Below are 21,267 nucleotides of genomic sequence, written 5' to 3'. Positions count from 1 at the left end.
GCCTCGACATTCACAGACGTGGTTATGCATGCGCACGCTTCTACTGTTCTCTCTGATGTGGGCCTGGCTACTGCAGCCGGTACAGGCCTCCAGCTTTTCAACCAGCCCATTGCTGACGGGTAACAGCCAGCAGGCGGACTTTCTCCCCGCCGAGCAGGCGTTCGAGCTCAGTGTCGAACCGCAGGCCAATGGCGAAACCCTGCTGCGCTGGGATATTGCCCCCGGCTACTACCTCTACCAGCATCGTCTGCAATTCAGCGGTCTGCCTACCGGGGTCAAGCCCGAGCTGCCGCCTGGGTTGCCCTATAGCGATGAGTTCTTCGGCGACTCGCAAATCTATCGCGACCGCCTGGAACTGATTCTGCCTGCCGGCAACACCGGCAGCATCCAGATTGGCTGGCAAGGCTGCGCCGATGCCGGGCTCTGCTATCCGCCGCAGACCCAGCAGATCGACCTGTCAGGCAGTGCTGCGACAAGCCAGCCGGACACTACCCTGGCTGAAGACCAGGCGCTGGTTGGCGGCCTGCAGAACCAGACTCTGGCCTTGAGCCTGCTGGTGTTCTTCGGCCTGGGCCTGCTGCTGGCCTTTGCCCCCTGCTCGTTGCCGATGCTGCCGATTCTCGCCGGCATTGTGGTGGGCAGTGGTGCCTCGCCGCGGCGTGGATTGGCGCTGGCCTCGGCCTATGTGGTGAGCATGGCGCTGGTGTATGCCGCACTGGGCGTAGTGGCAGCCCTGATGGGCGCCAACCTGCAAGGCCTGCTGCAGCAACCCTGGTTGCTGGCCAGCTTTGCCGCACTGTTTGTACTGCTGGCCTTGCCGATGTTTGGCCTGTTCGAGTTGCAACTGCCGGCAGCCCTGCGTGACCGCCTGGAAAATGCCGGCCGCAAGCAGCAAGGCGGCAGCCTGATGGGTGCCAGCATGCTCGGCCTGTTCTCCGGTCTGCTGGTCGGCCCGTGCATGACCGCACCGCTGGCTGCCGCGCTGCTGTATATCGCGCAGAGTGGCGACGCGCTGCACGGCGGTCTGGTGTTGTTTGCCCTGGGCCTGGGTATCGGTACGCCGCTGGTATTGCTGGTGACCCTGGGCAACCGCTTCCTGCCGAAACCGGGCGCGTGGATGGATCGGGTCAAGGTGGTGTTTGGCTTCCTGTTCCTGGTGACTGCGTTGCTGGTGATCCGCCCGCTGCTGGACGAGTCGATCTGGCTGGGCCTGTGGGGTGCGCTGCTGATTCTGCTGGCCAGTGCCCTGCTGCAACTGGCGCGTCAGGTGCAGCAGCACACCAGCCTGAGCAAGGCGACTGGCGCGCTGCTGGGTCTCTGGGGCATGGCGATGCTGCTGGGCGCCGCCGGCGGTGCCAGCGATCCGCTGCAACCGCTCAAAGTGTTCACTGGCACCGCCGTTGCCGCTGCACCGAGCGAGCAGCACTTTATCGACCTGAGCGAGCCGGCCGCGCTGGAGCGTGAGCTGGCCGCTGCCAAGGCCGAGGGCCAATGGGTGCTGGTGGATTACTACGCGGACTGGTGTGTGTCGTGCAAAGTCATGGAGAAAACCGTGTTCGGCAATCCCGAAGTGCAGGCCAGCCTGCAGGGCGTGCGCGTACTGCGCCCCGACGTGACCGAGAGCAACGCGGCAAGCCGCGCGCTACTCAGCCGCTTTGAAGTATTGGGCCCGCCCACGCTGCTGTGGATCGGCCCGAATGGTGAGGAACGCCGCTCGCAGCGCATAACCGGCGCGGTGGATGCCGAGCAGTTTCTGCAGATATGGAGCAATACCAAGGAGCGTGGTTGATGTTAACGATCAATATTGGGCCGCTGGCACTCAGCACCGCCCATGTGCTGTTGCTGCTCAGCCTGCTGCTGGCGACGTTTACCGGCTGGTACGTCGGCCGGCGCAGCGCGATAAATCCCGAGAAACAGCTGTTTCGCTTGCTGCTGGTGGCCATGCTGGTCGCCCGTATAGCGTTCGTGGCGGTGTATTTCGAGCACTACCGCGAGCAACCCTGGCAGGTGTTGGATATCCGTGACGGCGGCTTTATCGCCTGGCCTGGTTTGTTGGCTGCCCTACTGCTAGGTGCCTGGCTGGCCTGGCGCACGCCAACTATCAGAACCTCGCTGGCCAGCGCGCTGGCTGTCGGCGTACTCAGCTGGGGCCTGGGCAGCTTGACCCTGCATGGTCTGGAACAAGGCACGCGCCTGCCAGAGCTGTCCTTCCGCGACAGTAACGGTGCCACCGTGGCGCTGGAGGACTACGTCGGCAAACCACTGGTGGTCAACCTCTGGGCCACTTGGTGCCCACCGTGCCGCCGCGAAATGCCGGTACTGGCCGAAGCACAACGCGACAACCCCGAACTGACCATCCTCTTCGTCAACCAGGGCGAAGGCCAGGGCGTGGTCAACCAGTACCTGGCGGCCGAAGCCCTGGGATTGGACAACGTACTGCTCGACAGCGGCGGCCGCCTGGGTCAGCACGTCGGCTCCATGGCTCTGCCCAGCACGCTGTTCTACGACGCCGAAGGTCGCCAGGTTAGCAGCCACCTGGGTGAGCTCTCCCGCGCCAGCCTGGCTCGTGCGTTTGAAGTATTTAACAAGGAACAGTAACAGTGAAAAAACTAATCAATCTCCCCGTAATGATTTCAGCCTTAACCCTGCTGACCGTGCCCTTGTTGCATGCAGAGGATTGGCCCGAGCCGATCAAAGCCGTTGAAGCGCGCGGCGCTGAAATTATCCAGCGCTTCGATGCACCAGGCGGCCTCCAGGGTTATGCCGCCCGCTACAACGGCCAGGGCGTCGCCCTGTACCTGACGGAGGATGGCCAGCATGTGCTGGTCGGCAGCCTGCTCAATGCTAAAGGTGAAGACCTCTCGCGCCAGCCGTTGGACAAGCTGGTGTACGAGCCGCTGGGCAAGGAAATGCTCGGCAAGCTGGAGCGCAGCACCTGGATCGCCGACGGCAGCGCCAAGGCGCCGCGCATTCTCTATATGTTCTCCGACCCCAACTGCCCCTACTGCAACATGTTCTGGAAACAGGCGCGACCCTGGGTCGAGGCCGGTGACGTACAGATCCGCCACATAATGGTTGGCATGCTGCGCCAGGACAGTGTCGAGAAGGCCGCAGCCCTGCTCAGTGCCAAAGATCAGCAGGCGGCGCTGCATGAGCATGAGTCCGCCGGCAAAGCCAGCAAGCTAAAAGGCTTGAAGAAGATTCCAGCTGCGATCCAGCAGCAGCTCGACAACAACCTTGGCCTGATGGCTGAGATGGGCGTAGCGGCTACGCCAGCGATTTTCTACCCGGACGAAAACGGCCAGCTGCGCCAGCAGCGAGGGGCGCCAAGCCCGGATGTTCTCAAACAGATCATGGGGCCGCGCTCCTAATCGCTACATCGCGCGCTGAGCGGTTTCGGTCGATAATCCGAGCCCCAGGCGCGTGGCAATAGATTGCCCACACCTTAGAGCCTATTCACGATCTTTTGGACTAGAGCCAGACAAGGCAAAAACAGGCGAGGAAGCGGAGTTTACGAGCTGTAAATGAGCATTCCGAGCCTGTTTTTAACGCGGTATGGCCGACGGCCAGGAGATCGTGAACCGGCTCTTAGTCAGACCGACTGACTCAATTTTTGTAATGGAGATACAGCATGACAACCATCCAAACCCTGCAAGGCAAAGTGGCTTTTATCCAGGGCGGTTCGCGCGGCATCGGCGCGGCTATCGTCAAGCGCCTGGCCCGTGAAGGCGCGGCAGTGGCCTTCACCTACGTGTCCTCCGCCGAGCGGGCCAATGCCCTGGCCAGCGAAGTCACCAGCGCTGGCGGCAAGGCCCTCGCCCTCAAGGCCGACAGTGCCGATGCAGCAGCCGTGCAACAGGCCATTCGCGCTGCGGTCGAGCACTTCGGCGGCCTGGATATTCTGGTCAACAACGCCGGTGTGCTGGCCTGGGGCAGTACCGAAGAACTGACCCTGGAACAGCTGGATCACACTCTGGCGGTCAACGTGCGCAGCGTGTTCGTCGCCAGCCAGGAAGCCGCCAAGCACATGACCGATGGCGGACGCATCATCAACATCGGCAGCACCAACGCCGAGCGCATCCCGGTGGCCGGCGGCGCGATCTATGCCATGAGCAAGTCGGCGCTGGTCGGCCTGGCCAAAGGCATGGCCCGCGATCTGGGCCCACGCAACATCACCGTGAACAACGTACAGCCCGGCCCAGTGGATACTGAAATGAACCCAGCCGATGGCGAGGGTGCCGAGTTCCTGAAGGGTCTAATGGCGCTGGATCGCTTCGGTAAAGCCGAGGAAATCGCCGGCTTTGTCGCCTACCTGGCCGGCCCGGAAGCGGGTTACATCACCGGGGCCAGCTTGATGATTGATGGCGGTTTCTCGGCCTAACCTCTGACTGAAACAAGGGCATGTGCGACTCGCCACATGCCCCGATCAGCTGGCGAGGCCTTCGGGAAATTCGATCAATTGCGCATCAGCTGGTCTGGGTGCAACTTGGCTGCCCAGCCGAGTAACGCACGCCGGGGCTGACTGCGGCGTTGAATTCTTTCAGGGCCGATGAGCCGATCAGCAGCGGAAATTCAAAGGCGCTGCGGTCGGTCAGGTTGACCTCGATGCTCTTCAGTTCATCGCCCACGCAGACGTCCATCTCGATCACCGGGCGGGCGGTATACAGCTGTTTGTCGCCGGGTTTGCGGTCATCGGCGCGGCGTTTGATATAGCTCATACGCGCCAGCGGCCTTTCGATGATCTGCGCCTGCTTGGCGTCTTGCATACCCAGTTGGAAGCGCACCCATTCGCCGCCATCACGTTTGAACATTTCAATATTCTTGGCACTGAGCGAGGCGGTTTCGGCGCCGGTATCGAGCTTGGCGGGCAGCTCCAGGGCCAGTTCATGCAGCGAAACCTTCTCGTGCAGGCCGTATATCTGCGGCTGGTTGGCCATCGCGCCGGTGGCGAACAGTGCGGCGCAGAGTGCGAATGCGCCCGGGATCTGTTTGAGCGGTACGCCGGCGAGGTTCGACATCAGGTGACTCCAATAGCATTTAGAAAGTCAGGCTAAGTTAACGGCGCTGGCTGAATTCAAGCTTAATCAGACACTTATAAAAAACTTCGCCCCGCCATGAATGACCATGGCGGGGCGAAGTGGTTTCAATTGAGGCCGGTTAGGCCTCTATGCGGATCACTTGAGATCGAAGCGATCCAGGTTCATCACTTGGGTCCAGGCGGCGACGAAGTCCTGCACAAACTTCGCGGGTGCATCGCTGGTGGCATAAACCTCAGCCTGAGCGCGCAGCTGCGAGTTGGAGCCGAACACCAGGTCAACCTGGGTGGCGGTCCATTTCAAATCGCCGGTTTTGCGGTCGCGGCCTTCCAGCACACCTTCGCTGGCAGACTTCTGCCACTTGGTACCCATGTCGAGCAGGTTGACGAAGAAGTCATTGCTCAGGGTTTCCGGGCGCTTGCTGAACACGCCATGCTGGGCTTTGCCGGCATTGGCATTCAGCGCGCGCAGACCGCCGATCAGCACGGTCATCTCCGGCGAGGTCAGTTCCAGCAGCTGCGCCTTGTCGACCAGCAACTCGGCAGCAACGTTTTCGTAACCCTTGCGGGCGTAGTTACGGAAGCCATCGGCCTTGGGCTCCAGCACCGCGAAGGATTCGACATCGGTCTGATCCTGCGAGGCGTCGGTACGGCCTGGGGCGAACGGCACCACTGCATCCACACCGCCCTTCTTCGCCGCGGCTTCCACCGCTGCGGAGCCGGCGAGAACGATCAGGTCGGCCAGGGAGATTTTCTTGCCGCCGGCGGCCGAGGCGTTGAAGTCCTTCTGGATGGCTTCCAACGCTGCCAGCACCTTGGCCAGTTCGGCCGGCTGGTTAACTTCCCAGTCCTTTTGCGGCGCCAGACGAATACGCGCGCCGTTGGCACCACCACGTTTGTCGCTGCCACGGTAGGTGGAAGCCGATGCCCAGGCCGTATTGACCAGCTGCGCAATCGACAGGCCGGATGCCAGCACCTTGGCCTTGAGGCTGGCGATGTCTTGCGCATCCACCAGGGCGTGGTCGACGGCCGGAACCGGGTCTTGCCAGATCAGCACTTCGGCAGGTACCAGTGGGCCGAGGTAACGGGTACGCGGGCCCATGTCACGGTGGGTCAGTTTGAACCAGGCGCGGGCAAATGCATCGGCAAACGCTTGTGGGTTCTGGTGGAAGTGGCGAGAAATTTTCTCGTAGGCCGGGTCCATACGCAGCGACATATCGGCGGTGGTCATCATCGGCGGGTGTTTCTTCGCCGGGTCGTGAGCGTCCGGGATCAAGTGCTCAGGTTTGACGTTCTTCGGTGTCCACTGGTGGGCACCGGCCGGGCTTTTGCTCAGTTCCCACTCGTAGCCGAACAGCATGTCGAAATAGCCGTTATCCCAGGTGGTGGGGTTAGGCTTCCAGGCGCCTTCGATACCGCTGGTGGTGGTGTGCACGCCTTTGCCAGTGCCGAACTTGTTGATCCAGCCCAGGCCCTGTTCTTCAAGCGGTGCGGCTTCCGGCTCAGGGCCGACCAGTGATGGATCACCCGCGCCGTGGGCTTTACCGAAGGTGTGACCGCCGGCTACCAGGGCCACGGTTTCTTCATCATTCATGGCCATGCGGGCGAAGGTTTCGCGCACATCGCGGCCCGATGCCAGCGGATCAGGGTTGCCGTCCGGGCCTTCCGGGTTGACGTAAATCAGGCCCATCTGCACGGCGGCCAGCGGGTTTTCCAACTCGCGATTGCCGGTGTAACGGCTGTGTGGTTTGTCGCTGGTGGCCAGCCACTCGGTTTCCGAACCCCAGTAGGTGTCTTCTTCCGGCTCCCAGATATCCGGACGGCCGCCGGCAAAACCGAAGGTCTTGAAGCCCATGGATTCCAGGGCGACGTTACCGGCCAGAACGAACAGGTCAGCCCAGGACAGCTTGCGGCCGTACTTCTGCTTGATCGGCCAGAGCAGGCGACGGGCCTTGTCCAGGTTGCCGTTATCCGGCCAGCTGTTGAGCGGCGCAAAACGCTGGTTACCGGTGCTCGCACCGCCACGGCCATCGTGGATGCGGTAAGTACCCGCGGCGTGCCAGGCCATACGAATCATCAGGCCGCCGTAATGCCCCCAGTCGGCTGGCCACCAGTCTTGCGAGTCGGTCATCAATGCCGTGAGGTCTTTGATCACGGCATGCAGATCAAGGGTCTTGAATTCATCGGCGTAGTTGAAGCCCGCACCCATGGGGTCGGACTTGGAGGAATGTTGATGGAGAATTTTCAGGCTGAGTTGGTTAGGCCACCAGTCGGCGTTCTTCGGTGCGCCGCCAGCCACACTGTTGGTTCCGGCAGCACCCGAGAACGGGCATTTCGCATCGTTTGACATGTCTCTCTCCTGTTGTTTTTACCTAACGGGGTGGACTCAGCTTGGTAGCTGGACTGCGAACGAGCCAATAGGATTTGGGTATGACCTTTATAGTAGTCAGGGTATATGACTCAGTGACTATAGAGTCATCGCCGTAAAACAGCTGATAAAGTGGCAGGTGTCTGCGCCCTGTTCGCGCCGAAAAACACCGTGTTAAATCACCCCAAATGAGCGCTAAATCTGTGGAAGAGACCCGCCAAACAGCCGCCGCCAGCGACGCCGAAGTGCTGGCTTATATGCAGCGTCAACTGCGCTCCGGCCGCGTAAAACCGAGCGTGCTGGTGAGCCTGACGCAAAAGGAGTTCGCCGATGTCAGCCATGAGCGCATCGTGCAGTGCTTCAATCAGTTGGACTCTTCTCTACTCAAACGCTGAGCCAGAACAGGACAAGGAGCACAGCATGCCCGCCAGCCGCGTCGAGGAAATTCTACATACGTATCTGCATGTTCAAGATGGCGGAAAAACCCAGCAGGTTGCCGTCACCGAACAGTTCTGGAGTGATATTGCTGGCGGGGCCAAGCCTGAGTTGGACCAGGGCAGGTTGATGTCCGCCTTCAGCTTTTCGGCAGACTGGCCCAGTTGGGAACGCCACCCGGCTGGTGAAGAGCTGGTCATGCTACTAAGTGGCAGTGCAGTGCTACTGCTTGAAGAAGCAAACGGCGAGCGCGAGCTACTGCTGGATATGGTTGGCAACTACGTGCTGGTGCCACAGGGTGTGTGGCACACGGCCAGAACCACACAACACACTACCCTGTTGTTTCTTACCCCCGGCGCCGGCACCGAACATCGCCCTGTTTGATCTAGCCCTCGCTTGCCCGCTCGACCCGGCACTGGAAGCAGTTGAACTTGGAGCGGATATGCACGTAGGCCACGCTGGGGTCGCGAAGAATCTGCTGACAGACCGCTGTTAGCGCTTTGCCTGACACCACCTGGCCGGTGTCGTAACGAATCCAGTCGTCGCTGCCATAGCCACGCACAATCGCCGGTTCCAGAAAGGCAAACCAGGCTGGCAATGTCGCCTGTTCGTAGCGCTCACAGGGCTGCTGATGCAGAAAGATCGGTCCGGTTTCGGCATAGGGTTGCAGCGCCGCAAAGGGCCGGTAAGCCAGCACAAGTTTGGTGGCGCCGGGGGTTATCAAGCTCAGGCAGTGCCTGCAGGGATTGGCCAGGCCTTCAGCCGGGCGTTGCACGGGCAACTGGCCGTTGGCATCCAGCCCGCCCTGCCAGAGATGCATGGCCTCGGCACTGGCTATGCCGCGAACGCGCAGCGCAATGGGTGCTGTATCAGTGGATGGGTTCATCGCCAAGCTCCTTTGTACGGGGTGTGCGACAGACCTTAACCAGCTGAAATGCTGCCTGCGATGCAGTTCTGACTTTCAAACTATGCTGGCCGAGAACATTTCGTGCTTGAATCCGGGCTTGTCTACCTATTCGCTGGCGATCATCCTTGCGCGGCTGGCCCTGTATCTGGATTGCTCAAACAGGTCTGCAACTTAAGCCTGCACTGTACGTCTTAAACGTCAGCTCACTTCCGGCCTTGGCGGCCCTTTCGGAGATTCAGATGTCCCGCCCCACTTCACTCAAGCCACTGCTCGCCCTGATTGCCCTCGCCTGTTTTGCCATGCTCGGCGGTGCCTTGCTGCTGCAGCATCTGGCCGGTTGGGAGCCTTGCACCCTGTGTATTCAGATTCGCCTGTGGCTGCTCTGTGGTGGTGTTGTCAGCCTGTTGATTCTGGCCGCAGAAGCCCTCGGCCTGCGTTGGCTGACCCTGCCGCTATGGCCCTTGCTGTTGGCCGCTGCGGGTATGGCGGTGTATGACAACACGCACCTGGTGCTGATCGAAACCGGCGTGCTGGAAAGCTCCAGTTGCTCGCCCTTCCCCTTTTATGCCTTCTACCTGCCACTGCATGACTGGTTGCCCAGCGTATTTATGAGCGCCGGCGTGTGCGGGCAGAATGATTACAGCATTCTCGGTCTGTCGTTTACCCACTGGACCCTGCTCAGCGTCGCCCTGCTTTTGGCTTTGTGTCTGTTTACTGCCTGGCGCGCCGCACGCCGCTGATCCGCCGGTAGCACTTCCCCTGCAGGTGGCGGTAAAACGCCACCCACGCCCTCAGTAAGCGGTTTTTTGCCGTTTTTTGCGCATAAATGGCGATTTCTCGCCAGTCGCTGTGCGTTCGATCACGGTCACTTCGTGGCCGTTCAAGCCCTGCAGCCGTTTTGCCACTCTGGCATAGGCATTGCGATATAGCCGGTGCACTGCGCACGGCAACCTATCGTGCTGCCGCGCCAACCTGACAGCCTGCACCAGCCAGTCTGCTGAAACTTACCCTGGCACGCCGTCAACACCACAACATAAGAACAACAGGAACAACGCTATGTTCAAGTCGATCTGCGCTATTGCCGCTGGCAGCCTGCTGCTGGCGTCTACCACGCTTCACGCGGCAACCGACAAGGGGCCAATCGTGATCAAGTTTGCCCACGTGGTTGCAGACAACACCCCCAAAGGCCAAGGCGCATTGCTGTTCAAGAAGCTGGCCGAGGAGCGCCTGGGCGACAAGGTAACCGTCGAGGTCTATCCCAACTCTACCCTGTACGGCGATGCCAACGAACTCGAAGCCCTGGCTAAAAACGAGGTGCAACTGCTGGCACCGTCACTGGCCAAGTTCGAGAAATACACCAAGCAGTTGCAGGTGTTTGACCTGCCCTTCCTGTTCGATGACCTGGACGCCGTCAACCGCTTCCAGAAACGCGCCAAAGGCCGCCAACTGCTGCGTTCCATGGAAGACCACAACATCGTCGGGCTGGCCTATTGGCACAATGGCATGAAGCAGCTATCGGCCACCAAGGCGCTGTTGGTGCCGGGCGACGCCGCCGGTCTGAAATTCCGCATTCAGCCGTCCTCGGTGCTTGAGGCGCAATTCAATCAGCTCGGCGCAACACCTTTGGTCATGCCGTTTGCCGAGGTCTTCGACGCGCTGAAAAGCGGCAAGGTGCAGGGCGCGGAAAATCCCTGGTCAAACATCTACAGCAAGCAACTGCACAGCGTGCAGCCGTTTATCACCGAGACCAACCACGGCGTGCTCGACTACATGTTGGTGAGTAATCCGCGTTTCTGGTACGCCATCCCGCATCAGATCCGCATGGAGCTCGAAGGCATCATCGACGAGGTGACCTACGAGGTAAACCGCCAGGCCGAAGCCGCCAACCAGGCCGACCGCGACCGCATCGCCGCAGCCGCAGCCGCAGGGACTCGGATCATCGCCCTTAGCGACGAACAGCGTGATGCCTGGCGCAAGGCCATGCAGCCGGTCTGGCAGCAATTCGAAGGTGTGGTTGGCGCTGACGTGATGAAGGCCGCGCAAACGGTTAACCGCAACAAGCGTTAAGACGTGCGCCATAGCACTCCACGCCCCCGCCAAGTGCAGTAACCTGCGCGCCGCTCTAATTAGCCCCTCTGCCCATCCCTGGTTGATCACCAGGGATGCCGGCAAAAAGCCGCTACGCTGAAAGTACGTATAGCACCTGATTCACTCGATTATTCAAGACTGCTCGCCTGCCTCTACCAAGGACTCTTCTATGTTCAAGTCGATTGCTGTTATAGCCGTTGGCACCCTGCTGTTCAGTGCATTCAACCTCTGCAACGCTCAAGAACAGGAGCCCATCCTGATCAAGTTTGCCCATGTCGCCGATGAGCACACGCCCAAGGGCCAGGGCGCGCTGCTGTTCAAACAGCTGGTCGATCAGCGCCTGGCAGGCAAGGTCAGCGTCGAGGTTTACCCGGCGTCCAGCCTATTCGGCGATGACAACGAATTGCAGGCCTTGGCTAACAACGAGGTGCAACTGTTGGCACCGTCGCTGGCCAAGTTCGAGAAATACACCAAACAACTTCAGGTATTCGACCTGCCCTTTCTCTTCGATGACCTAGAAGCCGTCACGCGCTTCCAGAAACGCGCCAAGGGCCGTCAATTGCTGCGCTCGATGGAGACGCACAACATCATTGGCCTGGCGTATTGGCATAACGGCATGAAGCAGCTCTCGGCAACCAAAGCGCTGCACGTGCCCAGTGATGCGGCGGGGTTGAAGTTCCGTATTCAGCCTTCCAGCGTGCTGGAAGCGCAGTTCTATCAAATCGGTGCGGCGCCCTTGGCCATGCCCTTTGCCGAAGTCTTCGATGCGCTGCAGAGCGGCAAGGTGCAGGGCACCGAGAATGCCTGGTCGAACATCTACACCAAGCAGTTGCACACCCTGCAGCCGTTTATTACCGAGACCAACCACGGCGCCCTCGACTATATGCTGGTCAGCAACCAGCGCTTCTGGTTTTCCATTCCTCACCAGATCCGCAGCGAGCTGGAAGCCATCATCGATGAAGTGAGCTTTGAGGTGAACCGCCAATCCGAGGCCGCCAATCGTGCTGATCGTCAGCGTATCGAGGCGTCGGGCAGCAGCCAGATCATCAGCCTCAACGACGAACAACGCGCTGCCTGGCGCGCCGCCATGCAACCGGTTTGGCAGCAGTTTGAAGCCGACATCGGCGCAGACATACTCAAGGCCGCGCAAACGGTTAATCGCAAATCCCGCGAATAGCGTCTCACGAAGCCTTAAGCGTCAATACGGCGGCCATCCGTACTGACGCTTGGCTGGCTTAGCGGTCTTCTTGCTTTTGCTCTTGCACCTCTAACTCACCCTGCCAACCGCCACCCAGCGCAGCGATCAACTGCACGCTGGTGGTCAAACGGCTGCCCAGCAGGCTGAGAGTGCTGCGTTCGTTGTTCAGCGCCGTGGCCTGCACGTTGACCACGCTGTTGAAGTCCACGGTGCCGGCGCGGTACTGGTTTTCGATCAGGCGCAGGGATTCACGGGCGGCGTCCAGCGCTTCCTGCTGGATCACGGCTTCCTGCTGCAGTACGCGCAGTTGCACCAGGTAGTCCTCCACCTCACGGAAGCTGTCGAGCACCGACTGGCGGTATTGCGCCACGGTCTGGTCGTAGGCCGCCTCGCTGCGTTCCAGCTCGGCGCTGCGCGCGCCGCCATCGAACAGGGTCAGCGCCAGCTGCGGGCCAAGGGACCAGAAGCGGTTGGGCAGATCAATCCAGTCGGCAAAGCTGCTGCCACGGTAGCCGCCGCTGGCGGAGAGGGTCAGATCCGGGTACCAGGCGGCTTCGGCGACGCCGATCTCGGCGTTGGCGGCGATCACCCGGCGCTCGGCAGCGGCCACATCCGGACGGCGTTCCAGCAGTTGCGACGGCAGCGCCACGGGGATTTCTGGCAGCGCAGGAAGTTGTTCACGAGCTGCAATGCTGAGCTCGCTGGGCGGTACGCCGACCAATACGGCAATCGCATGTTCCAGCTGAGCGCGCTGCCACTTCAGGTCAATGGCCTGGGCCTGGGTGCTTTTCAGCTGGGTCAGCGCCTGGCTGACATCGGATTTCGGCACGATGCCGGCGTTGTACTGGTTTTCCGTGAGTTTCAGCGAACGCGCATAGGCCGCGACGGTGGCATCGAGCAGGCGCTGCTGATCATCCAGCACGCGCAGTTGCAGGTAGTTCTGCACCAGTTCGGCCTGCAGGCTGAGTTTTAGCGCGGCGAGATCCGCGGCGCTGGCCTCGAAGCCGGCCCGACTGGACTCCAGCGAGCGGCGCAGCTTGCCCCAGATATCCAGCTCCCAGGCGGCATTCAGGCTCAGATCGTAGCTGTTACTAACACCACCATTGGTGGTCGTGGTGTTGCTGGAACCGCTGCCCTGGCTGCTGCGGCTGGCCCCCGCGCTACTCGACAGGCTCGGGTAAAACGCTGCACGCGCGCCGCGCACCAAAGCGCGGGCTTGGCGATACTGCGCTTCACTGGCGGCCAGGTTCTGATTGGAGATATTCAGCCGCTCGACCAGGGCATTCAGCTCGGCATCGCCATACAACTGCCACCAGCTGCCACGCGCCAGCACATCGCCGGGCTTGGCCTGGGTCCAGCCTTCGATCTGTTTGAACTGCGCCGGGGTTTGCAGCTGCGGGCGCTGGTAATCCGGGCCGATGGCGCAGCCGCCTAACAATACGCTGAGTGCAAGCAGCCCCATGTAGGAGCGGGCCCTGCCCGCGAATGGCTTGGCAATAGAAAGGGGGTCGCGAGCATGGCTCGCTCCTACGGGTATTGGCAGCAGGGTCATAACGGGGTTTCCAGAGCAGCGTCAGTGCGCACACCGCGCCAGCGGTTGACCCGGTGGCGCAGGCGGTCGAAATACAGGTAGATCACCGGTGTGGTGTAAAGGGTCAGCAGCTGGCTCAAAACCAGCCCGCCGACAATGGTGATGCCCAGCGGCTGGCGCATTTCCGCGCCTTCGGCGCTGCTCAGCATCAGCGGCAGCGCGCCGAGAATCGCCGCCAGGGTGGTCATCATGATCGGCCTGAAACGCAGCAGGCAGGCCTGGCGAATCGACTCTTGCGGGCTGAGGTGCTGCTGGCGCTCCAGTTGCAGCGCCAGATCGATCATCAGAATCGCGTTCTTCTTGACAATACCGATCAGCAAAAACAGCCCGAGCAACGAGATCAGGCTGAACTCGATGCTCATCAGCTGCAACGCCAGCAGCGCGCCGACGCCGGCCGAGGGCAAGGTGGAGAGAATGGTCAGTGGGTGGATATAGCTCTCGTAGAGCACGCCGAGCACGATATACACCACCACCAGGGCCAGCAAAATCATCCACGGCTGGTTCTGCTGGGTCTGCTTGAAAGCCCCACCCGTACCGCCGAGCATGCCCTGCACTTCGGTCGGTAAACCGAGCCGGGCAATAGCTCTGTCGATGGCCTGGCTGGCCTGATCCAGGCTGACGCCCTCGGCCAGGGCGAAACCGATGTTTTCCGCAGCGAACTGGCCCTGGTGGTTGACCCGGTCTTCCTCCAGGCTGCGCTCCCAGCGGGCGAAGCTGGACAATGGCACCCGCGCGCCCTCGGCGGTGATCAGCCGAATCTGTTCGAGGGTTTCCGGGTACTGGGCAAACTGCGGGTTGATCTCCATGACCACGCTGTACTGATTCAGGCTGTCGTAGATGGTCGAGACCTGGCGCTGGCTAAAGGCGTTGTTGAGCACGGCGGTGATCATGTTCATATCCACGCCCAGGCGTTTGGCCATGTCGCGATCAACCACCAGGCGGATCTGCTGGGTGCCGTCGGCCTCCTTGGCGTCGATATCGGTCAGCTCCGGCAAGGCTCGCAGTGCTTCGCGCACCGGTGGCAGCCACTTGCGCAATTCGTCCAGGTCGCCAGACAACAGCATGTATTCGTTTTCCGAGCTGCGACCTTCGCGCCCACCGATCTGCAGGTCCTGATCGGGCATCAGAAACATCCGCCCGCCTGGGACTTTCGGCACCGACTGACGCAGGCGGTTGATCACCTCCTGGGCGCTGACTTTACGTTCGGCGACCGGCTTGAGGCGCACGATCATAAAGGCGTTGTTGATCCCGCCACTGCCACCAATAAAGCCCGCCACACTGTCCACCGCCGGGTCAGCCAGCACCGCGCGGCGGAAGATCTCCATCTTCGGCTGCATGACCTGAAACGACAGGCCGTTATCGCCGCGGATCATGCCGATCAGTTGGCCGGTGTCCTGCTGCGGCATAAAGGTCTTCGGCACGCTGACAAACAGAAAGATATTCAGCGCGATGGTCGCCAGCAGGCTAAACAGCATCAGCAAGGAGTGCTTGAGCGCCCAATCCAAACCGCGTGCGTAAAACGCCAGCACGCGGGTCTGCACGGCAGCGCCCCAACGCTGCATGGCGCTGGGCTGATGGGCGGCGGTTTCGGCCTTGAGCCAGCGAGCGCAGAGCATGGGCGTCAGGGTCAGTGACACCAGCAGGGAAATCACGATGGCCACGGCCAGGGTGATGGAAAACTCGCGAAACAGCCGCTCGACAATACCGCCCATAAACAGAATCGAGATAAACACCGCGACCAGCGACAGGTTCATCGCCAGCAAGGTGAAACCCACCTCCCGCGCGCCCTTGAACGCCGCCGCCATCGGCGTTTCACCGGCCTCGATATGCCGCGAGATGTTTTCCAGCACGACGATGGCGTCGTCTACCACCAGACCGGTAGCAATGATCAGCGCCATCAGCGACAGGTTGTTCAGCGAGAAATCCAGCAGGTACATCACAGCAAAGGTACCGACCAGTGATACCGGCACGGCCAACGCGGGAATCAACGCCGCGCGCCAACGGCCGAGGAAGGCGAACACCACCAGAATTACCAGCACCACGGCGATCAACAGGGTCTGCTCGGCCTCATGCAGAGTGGCGCGAATTACCGGCGAGCGGTCCATTGCCACTTCCAACTCGATGTTCGCGGGAATCACCGCACGCAGGGCCGGCAGTTGCTCGCGAATGCCGGCGATGGTTTCGATGATATTGGCGCCGGTCTGGCGGTTGATCACCAGCAGCACCGCCTGTTCATCGTTGAAGAAACCGCTGTTGTAGCGGTCTTCTACGCCATCGGTAACTTGCGCCACATCGCCCAAACGCACCGCCGCGCCGTCCTGGTAGCGAATGATCAGCGGCAGGTAATCGGCGGCTTTCTCCAGCTGGTCGCTGGCCTGCACCTGCCAGTGCCGCTCGCCATCTTCCACCGCGCCTTTCGGCCGTTTGGCGTTGGCCGCACTGATGCTCTGGCGCACTTCATCGAGGGCAATGCCGTACTGGTCAAGCAGGCGCGGCTCCAGCGCCACGCGCACGGCGGGCAAGGAACTGCCGCCGATCTGTACTTCACCGACGCCGGTTACCTGAGCGAGTTTCTGCGCCAGGATGGTCGAGGCCACGTCGTATAACTGGCCCTTGTTCAGCACCTCGCTGGTCAGCGACAGCACCATGATCGGCGCCTGCGACGGGTTGACCTTGCGGTAGGTCGGCATGCTGCGCATGCCGCTGGGCAACAGCTCGCGCGAAGCATTGATCGCCGCCTGCACCTCGCGGGCGGCGGCGTTGATATCGCGATCCAGATCGAACTGCAGCATGATCCGCGTGCTGCCCTGGCTGCTGCGGCTGTTCATCTGGCTGATGCCGGCGATGGTGCCGAGCGAGCGCTCCAGCGGCGTGGCCACGCTGGAGGCCATGATCTGCGGGCTGGCGCCGGGCAAACTGGCCTGCACGGTAATCGTGGGGAAATCCATCTGCGGCAGCGGCGCTACCGGCAGCAGGCCGAAGCTGACGCCGCCAAGCAGCAGAATCGCCAGGCTCAGCAGCAGCGTGGCCACCGGCCGGCGGATAAAGGGCGCGGAGAGGTTCATGGATGCATGCCCTGCTCCCTCTCCCATTTATGGGAGAGGGTTGGGGAGAGGGTCAAGAACGTCACGCGATCTCCACCCTCTCCCCCGGCCCCTCTCCCGCAAGCGGGAGAAGGGAGGAAGAGCCAGATACCACTCATACCGTCACCCCTGCCGCGCTACGGCCGCTGACCCGCCGCGACAGGCGGTCGAAGTACAGGTAGATCACCGGCGTGGTAAACAGCGTCAGCACCTGGCTCAGCAACAGCCCACCAACCATCACCAGGCCCAACGGCTGACGCAGTTCAGCCCCGGAGCCAGTGGCTAACATCAGCGGAATCGCGCCAAACAGTGCGGCCAGGGTGGTCATCAGAATCGGCCGAAAGCGCAGCAACGCCGCCTGGTAGATCGCCGCTTCCGGCTGCATGCCCTGGTTGCGTTCGGCGTCGAGGGCGAAGTCGATCATCATGATCGCGTTCTTCTTGACGATGCCGATCAGCAGAATGATGCCGATGATCGCAATCAGCCCCAGTTCGTTACCGCTGATCAGCAACGCCAGCAGCGCGCCAACGCCCGCCGAGGGCAAGGTGGAGAGAATGGTGATCGGGTGGATATAACTCTCGTAGAGCACGCCGAGCACGATATACATGGTGACGATGGCCGCCAGAATCAGCAGCAAGGTGCTCGACAAGGAGGCGCGGAAGGCTTCGGCAGCACCCTGGAAGCGCGTCTGCACCGCTGGCGGAATACCGATCTCCTGCTCAACCCGCTCAATCACCGCCACCGCCTCGCCCAGGGATACGCCGCTGGCCAGGTTGAATGACAGAGTGGCGGCCGGGAATTGGCCAATATGGTTGATCAGCAGGCTGGCGGCGCGCTCCTCGACCTGGGCCAGGGTCGACAACGCAACCTGCTGGCCATCGGCGGCCTTGACGTGAATCTGCCGCAGCGCCGCTGGGCCGATGCTGCCCGCATTCTCGCTTTCCAGCACCACGCGGTACTGACTGGCCTGGGTGTAGATGGTGGAGATTTGCCGCTGGCCGAAGGCGTCGTACAGCGCGTTGTCGATATCGGCGATGCTGATACCAAGCCGCCCGGCCATGTCGCGGTCGATCTGCAGAAACACCTGCAGGCCCCGGTTCTGCAGGTCACTGGCCACATCGGTCAGCTCCGGCTGCTCGCGTAGCGCGCTGACCAGCTTGGGCACCCACTCTTCCAGCAGGCTGATATCCGGCGATTCCATGCTGAACTGGAACTGGGTGCGGCTGACCCGATCCTCGATGGACAGGTCCTGCACCGGCTGCAGGTACAGCTCAATCCCGGGAATCCGCGCCAGTTCCGGCCTTAGGCGCTCGATGATCTGGCTGGCGCTGACATCGCGCTCGGCCCGTGGCGTCAGGTTGATCAGCAGGCGACCGCTGTTCAGCGTCGGGTTATCACCGTCTACGCCGATATAGGACGACAGGCTGGCCACGGCCGGGTCCTGCAGAATCACCTCGGCCAGGCGCTGCTGGCGCTCGCTCATGGCGCGGAAGGAAATCGACTGCGGCGCCTCGGAAATGCCCTGGATCACCCCAGTGTCCTGCACCGGGAAGAAGCCCTTGGGCACCGCCAGGTACAGCACTACGGTCAGCGCCATCGTGCCGATGGCCACCAGCAGGGTCAGCGGCTGATGCTTGAGTACCCAGGTCAGCCACACGCCGTAACGGGCAATCATAGCGTCGATCAGCGCGCCGGCGGCGCGGTAGAAGCGCCCTTCTTCTTCGGGCTTTTCCGCCTTGAGCAGGCGCGCGCACATCATCGGCGTCAGGGTCAGCGACACCACCAGGGAAATCAGGATGGCCACCGCCAGGGTGATGGCGAACTCGCGGAACAGCCGCCCCACTACATCGGCCATAAACAGCAGCGGAATCAGCACCGCGATCAGCGAGATGGTCAGCGACACCAGGGTAAAGCCGATCTGCTTGGCGCCTTTCAGCGCGGCATTCAGCGGGGTTTCACCCTCCTCCAGATGGCGGGCGATGTTCTCCAGCATGACGATGGCATCGTCCACCACAAAGCCGGTGGCAATAGTCAGCGCCATCAGCGTCAGGTTGTTGATGGTGAAGCCCGCCAGGTACATCACGCCGAAGGTGCCGATCAGCGACAGCGGCACGACGATGGACGGAATAAGGGTCGCCGACACCTTGCGCAAAAACAGGAAGGTCACCAGTACCACCAGGGCAATGGCCAGCAGCAGCTCATGCTGCACGCCCTTGACTGCGGCGCGGATGGTTTCGGTGCGGTCGGTCAGCACAATAACCTCAACGCTGGCCGGCAGACCCTGGGTCAGATTGGGCAGCAGGGTCTTGATGCGGTCGACCACATCAATGACGTTGGCCCCGGGCTGACGCTGCACGTTGACCAGCACCGCTTCGTTGCGGTTGGCCCAGGCAGCCAGACGCTGGTTCTCGGCGCCGTCGATGATGCTGGCGACATCTTTCAGGCGCAGGGTGGCGCCGTCCTTGTAGCCGAGAATCAGCTCGCGGTATTCGTCGACCGATTTCAGCTGATCGTTGGCATCCAGTTGCGACACCCGAGTCGGGCCGTCGAAGTTGCCTTTAGGCTGATTGACGTTGCTGGCGGTAATCAGCGTGCGCACATCGCTAAGGTTCAAGCCATAGGAGGCCAGCGCTTCCGGATTGACCCGCAAGCGCACCGCCGGGCGTTGTCCGCCGGCCAGGCTGACCAGGCCGACGCCGCTGGTTTGCGCGAGTTTTTGCGCCAGGCGGGTATCGACCAGGTCGAACACCTGCGGCAGCGGTAGAGTTTTCGAGCTGATGGCCAGGGTCAGTATCGGGGTGTCGGCCGGGTTGACCTTGTTGTACACCGGCGGTGCCGGCAGGTCGCTGGGCAGCAGGTTGCTCGCGCCATTGATCGCCGCCTGTACTTCCTGCTCGGCGACATCCAGCTGCACCTCCAGGTTGAAACGCAGGGTAATCACCGAGGCGCCGCCCGAGCTGGTTGAGGACATCTGCTTGAGCCCGGCCATCTGGCCGAACTGGCGCTCCAGTGGCGCGGTGACCGCGCTGGTCATCACATCCGGACTGGCGCCGGGATACAGGGTCATCACCCGGATGGTCGGGTAATCCACTTCCGGCAGCGCCGATACGGGCAGCATCCGGTAAGCGATCAGGCCACTGAGGAAAATCGCCAGCATGATCAGCGTGGTGGCGACCGGGCGCAGGATAAACAGGCGGGAGGCATTCATTGGACGCGCGGCGCTCCTTTGCGCTCAGGCGCTGCCTGCTCGATCTGGGCGGCGACGGGTGTGTCGCCAATCACCTCGACCTTGTTGCCGGAGCGCAGACGGTCAGTGCCTTCCAGTACCAGGCGATCTCCCGGTTTGAGGCCCTGCTCGACCACACTGAGCAGGCCATCGCTGGCACCGACGCTGATCGGCGTCAGCTGTACCTTGTCTTCAGCGTCCACCACGTAGGCGAAGGTGCCGCTGGCGCCGAACTGCAGCGCGGCGGCCGGCATCAGGGTGACGTTATGCAGGGTTTTCACCCGCAGGCGCACGTTGACGAACTGGTTGGGGAACAGCAGTTCTTCGGCGTTGGCAAAACGCGCCTTGAGCTTGACCGTGCCGGTGGCGGTGTCGATCAGGTTGTCGACGCTCTCCAACTCACCTTCGGCTAGCTTGAGTTTCTCGCTGCGGTCCCAGGCCTCGACGGCCAGGGTTGCGCCGCTACGCAGCTGCTGCACCACCGCAGGCAATTCGGCTTCGGGCAGGGTAAACATCACGGCAATCGGCAGGGTCTGGGTAATCACCACCAGCGGCAATGCATCGCCGGAGCTAACCAGATTGCCGACATCGGCCTGGCGGATGCCCAGGCGGCCGCTAATAGGCGCGCGCACCTGGGTGAAATCCAGGTTCAGCCGCGCGGTGGCAACATTCGCCTGCAGGCTCTTGATGCCGCCCCGGTACTGATTGACCAGGGCTTCCTGGGTGTCGAGGGTCTGCCTGGCTATCGAGTCTTCGGCGTACAGACCACGGTAACGCGCCAGGTCCAGCTCGGCATTACGCAGCTGCGCTTGGCTTTCCTGCAACGCGCCCTGGGCCTGCTGCAGGGCGATCTCATAAGCGCGTGGGTCGATCACCGCGAGCAGGTCGCCGGCCTTAACCTGTTGGCCATCTTTGAACAGCAGCTTGACCAGCTCACCCTCCACCCGGCCACGCACATTCACCGTGTTATAGGCGGTAACGGTGCCCAGGGCCTTGAGCTCAACCGGGAAGTCGCCCTGGCTGACGCTGGCCACACGCACCGGCACCGGCCCGCCATCACGCCAAGGCCCGCCACGCTTGGGCGCTTCCGGCGGGCTGGGCCAGAACCACCACAGCAGTAAGGCGAGAACAACCAGCGCGAGCGAGCCGACCAGCCATTGGCGCGACAGGTTGCGAGGACGGGTGGTGAGCTGTGTATCAGGCATGGCGACGATCACTTCCTTGGGGAGCGTGAACGATATGCAGTATCAGCCGGCCTGCAAAGCTTCTTTACCGCCTATTTACCTTTCCCTTACGTAACTAAATATCTGATCCACAAATGAAAAGTGCTTGTCAT

16 protein-coding genes are annotated in these 21,267 nt (G+C 61.7%); 9 read left to right on the top strand and 7 right to left on the bottom strand.

All coding sequences use genetic code 11. The features are described 5' to 3' along the window. The first annotated feature begins 28 nt into the window (after nt 1-28). From dsbD to Q8M42_RS14540, 4 genes are all read left to right on the top strand, one after another. The gene (gene dsbD / locus Q8M42_RS14555) at nt 29-1,789 is read left to right on the top strand and encodes a protein-disulfide reductase DsbD (RefSeq protein ID WP_305284317.1); all 1,761 of its coding nucleotides are present in this window, start codon (nt 29-31) and stop codon (nt 1,787-1,789) included. Further along, entirely contained in the window at nt 1,789-2,598 is an 810-nt protein-coding gene (locus tag Q8M42_RS14550; RefSeq protein ID WP_304869187.1) for a TlpA disulfide reductase family protein, read from the top strand. The genes dsbD and Q8M42_RS14550 overlap by 1 nt, the downstream gene beginning before the upstream one ends. A 29-nt stretch (nt 2,599-2,627) precedes the next feature. Beyond that, a complete protein-coding gene (gene dsbG / locus Q8M42_RS14545) occupies nt 2,628-3,371 on the top strand; it encodes a thiol:disulfide interchange protein DsbG (protein WP_304869338.1) in 744 nt (247 codons plus the stop codon). A 260-nt stretch (nt 3,372-3,631) separates the two neighbouring features. Then, the gene (locus Q8M42_RS14540; protein ID WP_304869189.1) at nt 3,632-4,381 is read left to right on the top strand and encodes a 3-oxoacyl-ACP reductase family protein; all 750 of its coding nucleotides are present in this window, start codon (nt 3,632-3,634) and stop codon (nt 4,379-4,381) included. 85 nt (nt 4,382-4,466) lie between these two features. Here Q8M42_RS14540 and Q8M42_RS14535 read toward each other — a convergent pair whose 3' ends face one another. Together Q8M42_RS14535 and katG are read right to left on the bottom strand one after the other, a co-directional pair. Continuing rightward, nucleotides 4,467-5,018 carry an ATP-dependent zinc protease gene (locus tag Q8M42_RS14535; RefSeq protein WP_370692742.1) on the bottom strand — a complete coding sequence of 184 codons (552 nt, stop codon included), beginning with the start codon at nt 5,016-5,018 and terminating at the stop codon, nt 4,467-4,469. Nucleotides 5,019-5,174: 156 nt separating this feature from the next. Continuing rightward, on the bottom strand, nt 5,175-7,385 hold the full coding sequence (gene katG, locus Q8M42_RS14530; protein WP_304869191.1) for a catalase/peroxidase HPI: 2,211 nt from the start codon (nt 7,383-7,385) through the stop codon (nt 5,175-5,177). A 206-nt stretch (nt 7,386-7,591) separates the two neighbouring features. Here katG and Q8M42_RS14525 point away from each other — a divergent pair, with 206 nt between their 5' ends. Both Q8M42_RS14525 and Q8M42_RS14520 read left to right on the top strand, forming a co-directional pair. Beyond that, entirely contained in the window at nt 7,592-7,798 is a 207-nt protein-coding gene (locus tag Q8M42_RS14525) for a hypothetical protein (RefSeq protein ID WP_304869193.1), read from the top strand. Between the two features lie 25 nt (nt 7,799-7,823). Beyond that, complete coding sequence (locus Q8M42_RS14520) at nt 7,824-8,222, top strand: cupin domain-containing protein (protein WP_304869195.1); 399 nt, start codon at nt 7,824-7,826, stop codon at nt 8,220-8,222. Between the two features lies 1 nt (nt 8,223). Here the strand turns inward: Q8M42_RS14520 and Q8M42_RS14515 are convergent, their stop codons facing one another. Further along, on the bottom strand, nt 8,224-8,724 hold the full coding sequence (locus Q8M42_RS14515) for a DUF1203 domain-containing protein (protein WP_304869196.1): 501 nt from the start codon (nt 8,722-8,724) through the stop codon (nt 8,224-8,226). Between the two features lie 260 nt (nt 8,725-8,984). Here Q8M42_RS14515 and Q8M42_RS14510 point away from each other — a divergent pair, with 260 nt between their 5' ends. From Q8M42_RS14510 to Q8M42_RS14500, 3 genes are all read left to right on the top strand, one after another. Beyond that, nucleotides 8,985-9,485, top strand: a complete 501-nt coding sequence (locus tag Q8M42_RS14510; protein ID WP_304869198.1) for a disulfide bond formation protein B — start codon at nt 8,985-8,987, stop codon at nt 9,483-9,485. A gap of 316 nt (nt 9,486-9,801) precedes the next feature. After that, nucleotides 9,802-10,812: a DctP family TRAP transporter solute-binding subunit gene (locus Q8M42_RS14505; protein WP_304869200.1), complete on the top strand. Its 1,011-nt coding sequence runs from the start codon at nt 9,802-9,804 to the stop codon at nt 10,810-10,812. Between the two features lie 190 nt (nt 10,813-11,002). Next, the gene (locus Q8M42_RS14500) at nt 11,003-12,010 is read left to right on the top strand and encodes a DctP family TRAP transporter solute-binding subunit (RefSeq protein ID WP_304869201.1); all 1,008 of its coding nucleotides are present in this window, start codon (nt 11,003-11,005) and stop codon (nt 12,008-12,010) included. Nucleotides 12,011-12,068: 58 nt separating this feature from the next. On the opposite strand, the gene Q8M42_RS14495 is transcribed toward Q8M42_RS14500, so the two are convergent. The 4 genes from Q8M42_RS14495 to Q8M42_RS14480 form a co-directional block, all read right to left on the bottom strand. Next, nucleotides 12,069-13,493, bottom strand: a complete 1,425-nt coding sequence (locus Q8M42_RS14495; protein ID WP_304869202.1) for an efflux transporter outer membrane subunit — start codon at nt 13,491-13,493, stop codon at nt 12,069-12,071. Between the two features lie 86 nt (nt 13,494-13,579). Then, nucleotides 13,580-16,687, bottom strand: a complete 3,108-nt coding sequence (locus Q8M42_RS14490; protein WP_304869204.1) for a multidrug efflux RND transporter permease subunit — start codon at nt 16,685-16,687, stop codon at nt 13,580-13,582. Between the two features lie 133 nt (nt 16,688-16,820). Then, a complete protein-coding gene (locus tag Q8M42_RS14485) occupies nt 16,821-19,913 on the bottom strand; it encodes an MdtB/MuxB family multidrug efflux RND transporter permease subunit (RefSeq protein ID WP_304869206.1) in 3,093 nt (1,030 codons plus the stop codon). Next, on the bottom strand, nt 19,910-21,136 hold the full coding sequence (locus tag Q8M42_RS14480) for an MdtA/MuxA family multidrug efflux RND transporter periplasmic adaptor subunit (RefSeq protein WP_304869208.1): 1,227 nt from the start codon (nt 21,134-21,136) through the stop codon (nt 19,910-19,912). Before Q8M42_RS14480 ends, Q8M42_RS14485 begins: the two co-directional genes overlap by 4 nt. Nucleotides 21,137-21,267: the final 131 nt, after the last annotated feature.

Origin of the sequence: Pseudomonas sp. (genome assembly GCF_030684895.1) — a bacterium.
Lineage (GTDB): Bacteria > Pseudomonadota > Gammaproteobacteria > Pseudomonadales > Pseudomonadaceae > Aquipseudomonas.
The sequence above is the reverse complement of the archived record's forward strand: the minus strand, read 5'-3'. Positions and strand labels throughout refer to the sequence as shown.